The organism is Methylibium sp. (assembly GCF_013817365.1).
Classification (GTDB): domain Bacteria; phylum Pseudomonadota; class Gammaproteobacteria; order Burkholderiales; family Burkholderiaceae_C; genus Methylibium.
Genome location: NZ_JACDCU010000488.1, coordinates 1 through 2,898, shown reverse-complemented (window position 1 = coordinate 2,898; position 2,898 = coordinate 1). Strand labels below are relative to the sequence as shown.

Here is a 2,898-nt window from a genome sequence, read left to right as displayed (position 1 = left end):
TCCGGCAGCTCGAGACCAACCCCGACTCGCGCCGCATCATCGTGAGTGCCTGGAACGTGGCCGACCTGCCGAAGATGGCGCTGATGCCCTGCCATGCCTTCTTCCAGTTCTACGTGGCGCCGCCCGACGCGGCCTCGGCCCGCGGCCGCCTGAGCTGCCAGCTCTACCAGCGCAGCGCCGACATCTTCCTGGGCGTGCCCTTCAACATCGCCAGCTACGCGCTGCTCACGCACATGCTGGCGCAGCAATGCGATCTGGAAGTCGGCGATTTCATCTGGACCGGCGGCGACTGCCACCTCTACAGCAACCACCGCGAGCAGGTCGAGCGGCAACTCACCCGAGAACCGCGGCCCTACCCGAGCTTGAACATCAAGCGCCGTCCCGCCTCCCTCTTCGACTACGAGGTCGAGGATTTCGAAGTGCTCGGCTACGACCCGCACCCCGCCATCAAGGCGCCGGTGGCCGTGTGATGGAGTTGGTGCTGGTCGCGGCGGTCGCACGCAACGGCGCCATCGGCCAGGGCGGCACCATGCCGTGGCACCTGCCGGCGGACCTGCAGCGCTTCAAGCGCACGACGCTCGGCGCGCCGATCCTCATGGGCCGCAAGACCTGGGACTCGATCGGGAGGGCGCTGCCCGGCCGGCGCAGCATCGTCATCACCCGCAACCCGCAGTGGCTGGCGCCAGGCGCCGAAACCGCTGAGTCGCTGCACGGCGCGCTGCGGCTGGCCGAGGGCGCGCCGCAGGTGTTCGTGATCGGCGGCGCGCAGATCTACACCGAGGCATTGCCGCTGGCAGACCGCTTGCTGCTGACGGAGATCGACGCCGATTTCGAGGGCGACACCTTCTTCCCTGCGTGGGATCGCGCCGCTTTCATCGAAGAGGGCAGCGAGCCGTGGATCAGCGGGCCGGGGCCGCGCTTTCGTTTCGCCGACTATCGGCGCCGCTCGAGCGCCTGAGCACAACGCCCCCAGGGGGCCTCACTCGCTGACGACGCGGTTGCGCCCTTCGGCCTTGCTGCGATAGAGCGCGCCGTCGACGCGCCGCAACGCCTCGGACAGCGATTCCTCGGGCCGCACGGTGGTGGTGCCGAACGACAGCGTGGAGGCGATCCCCTGCCCCTCGTGCGCGACCTCGAACGAGCCGACGGAGCGGCGGATTCGCTCCGCCACCACGCGCGCGCCCGCCGCGTCGGTGTTCGGCAGCAGCATCAGAAATTCCTCGCCGCCCCACCGCGCGACGATGTCCTGATCGCGGACCGTGCGCAGCAGCGTGTCGCCGATGTGGCCCAGCACCGTGTCGCCGGCGTCGTGGCCGTGCCGGTCGTTGATCCGCTTGAAGAAATCGACGTCAGCCATCACCAGCCCGACCGGCTCGCCGGACCGGCGGCTGCGCGTCACCTCGTGTTCGGCCAGGGTCTGGAAGTGCTGGCGGTTGGCCAAGCCCGTGAGCGGGTCGCGCGTGGCCATCAGGTGCAGGCGCTTCTGGGCCTGAAGGATGGTGCCGCGATAAAAATACGCCAGGCTCGCGAACATGGAAAAGACGATGACGATGTTGATCCACTTCACCGTCATGAGGCTGGCGGACGGCAAGGGCGAGATCGGCCCGCGCTGAAGTGAGAACGCGTCCAGGCCGAGGTAGCAGGCAAGCAGCAACCCCAACAGCGCAATGACCAGGCGCGGCGACTTGCCCATGCCGATGACCGGAATGAACATCAACAGGAAGTAGTGAAAGCCGCTCTCCCACCCCAACAACACGGTGCCGATCGTCGCGTGGCTCAGGACCTCGGCCCACATCAGGAAGATCGCCGTCGCGTTTCGCCGCCGCAGAATGAGCACATAGGCCGAGGCGTAGATGGCGACGCCGACAACGTTGAACCACGCGAGAATCGGCGAGCCGAGCACGTGGAACAGAACGAAGAACAGCACGCAAACGCAAAGCGCCAGGATGTTGGCGCGCCGCACCAGCGTCCAGAAAGCCGCGCCGGCGAGGCTCGAGCTCTTCGCTACGGGCTGGGTCGATCTGCTGACCGCTACGGGGGCTGTGGCCGACATCGGGTTCGTGTTCGAAGCGCCATGGCGCGCGTGCGCATGGTAAGTCGCGCACCGCCGCCGAGCTCGTCACACCGCACGGCACACCGGCCTGCCGTGACATGTGTGGCTGCCTTTCTCGCGCACATTGGCGCCGTGGCGACAGTTCGGCGCCTTCGCTGCGGTGAGATGAACGAGACGACACGCTATTCCGAGTAAACATGCGCCGTTGGCAACAGGGTCCGGCGGCTCCCGCCTACCATCGCAGGACGATGATGCCTGCGCCTTCCTGCGGTCACTGCCGCGATGCCTGACTGGATGAGCTCACCGGGCGGCGTGCTGCTGGTCGCACTGGCCGCGGTTCTGCTGTTCGTGGTGGTGGTCCTGACGCTGGTGATTTGGTCGGTCAAGCGTCATGGCGATCCGAAGTTGTCGGTCGTGAGCCGCGAGCCCATCGACCGCCTCGTCACCTCGCTGAGCGGCCTGACGCATGGCACCTGCCTTTCAGGCAACACGGTCGAGGTGCTCGAGAACGGGCATTTCTTCGACGTACTGCTGGAAGCCATCGCGAAAGCGGAGCGATCCGTGCACTTCGAGACCTTCCTTTGGAAGGAGGGGCAGCTCGGTGCGAAGCTTGCCGCCGCGCTGGCAGAGCGCGCTCGGGCGGGCATCGTGGTCCGCGTGCTGCTGGACGCCAACGGTTGCAAGGCCATGGGCGAAGCCGCCTGCACGGAGCTTGCGGCCGCAGGCTGCAAGGTCGTCCGATACCACGACAAGCGTTTGCGCAACATCGGCGTGCTCAATCGCAGGGACCACCGAAAGATCGTCGTCCTGGACGGGCGGACCGCGTTCGTCGGTGGGCACTGCAT

At 67.1% G+C, this 2,898-nt stretch carries 4 protein-coding genes; 3 read left to right on the top strand and 1 reads right to left on the bottom strand.

The features are described from left to right. Together thyA and H0W38_RS20235 are read left to right on the top strand one after the other, a co-directional pair. Window positions 1-470: thymidylate synthase (gene thyA / locus H0W38_RS20240; protein ID WP_292457555.1), on the top strand; the 470-nt coding region annotated here is incomplete at its 5' end. After that, window positions 467-958 carry a dihydrofolate reductase gene (locus tag H0W38_RS20235; RefSeq protein ID WP_292457553.1) on the top strand — a complete coding sequence of 164 codons (492 nt, stop codon included), beginning with the start codon at window positions 467-469 and terminating at the stop codon, window positions 956-958. The genes thyA and H0W38_RS20235, both read left to right, overlap by 4 nt. A 21-nt stretch (window positions 959-979) precedes the next feature. Here the strand turns inward: H0W38_RS20235 and H0W38_RS20230 are convergent, their stop codons facing one another. Next, window positions 980-2,053, bottom strand: a complete 1,074-nt coding sequence (locus H0W38_RS20230) for a diguanylate cyclase (RefSeq protein ID WP_292457551.1) — start codon at window positions 2,051-2,053, stop codon at window positions 980-982. Between the two features lie 282 nt (window positions 2,054-2,335). Between H0W38_RS20230 and H0W38_RS20225 the strand changes: the two genes are divergently transcribed. Further along, window positions 2,336-2,898: phospholipase D-like domain-containing protein (locus tag H0W38_RS20225; protein WP_292457549.1), on the top strand; the 563-nt coding region annotated here is incomplete at its 3' end.